Genomic DNA, 856 nt, shown 5'->3' with positions numbered 1-856 from the left:
GCTCGGGCACAGCGACGCCGACCACGCCACGGCGGCCGCGGCGTTCGCGGCCGGCGCCGGCTCCGCGACCCACCTGTTCAACGCCATGCGTCCGTGGGGGCACCGGGACTCCTCCGTGGCCTCGGCGGCGCTGCAGGCCGCCGCCGGGCACGCGGCCGTCGTCGAGCTCGTGGCCGACGGCATCCACGTCGACGCCGGCACCGTCGCGGCCGTCCTCGCGCTCGTGCCCGGCCGGGTGGCCCTGGTCAGCGACGCCGTGCCGCCCGCGGGGCTCCCGGACGGGGACCACGTCCTCGGTGCCGTCGGGATCCAGGTGCGGGACGGGGTGGCCCGGACCGTCGACGGCGCGGTCGCGGGGGGCAGCGGCGCGCTGCTCGACGTCCTCCGGTTCGCGGTGCAGCAGGCGGGCGTCCCCCTGCCGGTCGCGGCCGCCGCCGCGTCGAGGGTCCCGGCGGCCCTGCTCGGCCTCGACCGGTCCTCCGGTGCCGGCAGGCTCGCGCCGGGCGCGCGCGCCGACGTCCTCGTCGTCGACGACGACCTGCGGCCCGTCCAGGTGTGGCGCGCCGGTCGGCGCCACCGCTGACCCCGCCGCTGGCGCCGCCGGCCCCGGCCGCGCCGACGGCTGCCGCCGGTCACACGACGGCAACACCGCGGAAACCGCGTGCGCGTAGACATCGCCGCGGCGCCCGGGGCACCCGGGTGCGACCCCCGGCAGAGGAGCACGGCATGACGGAGCAGCAGGAGCAGGCGGCACGCGCACGGGAGGTCCTCGTCGAGGGTCTCGGCAGGCGGGGGTTCATGCGGGCGGCCGCGGGCGTGACCGCGCTCGCCGGGGCCGCGGCGGCCGCGTCGCCCG

1 protein-coding gene is annotated in these 856 nt (G+C 80.6%); it reads left to right on the top strand.

Going from position 1 to position 856, the window contains the following annotated elements; translation table 11 throughout:
- Positions 1-583: amidohydrolase family protein (locus tag WCS02_RS20755; protein ID WP_340296208.1), on the top strand; the 583-nt coding region annotated here is incomplete at its 5' end.
- Between the last annotated feature and the right edge of the window lie 273 nt (positions 584-856).

Source organism: Aquipuribacter hungaricus, assembly GCF_037860755.1.
Lineage (GTDB): Bacteria > Actinomycetota > Actinomycetes > Actinomycetales > JBBAYJ01 > Aquipuribacter > Aquipuribacter hungaricus.
Note: the sequence above shows the minus strand (reverse complement) of the source record. Positions and strands in the feature narration are given on the sequence as shown.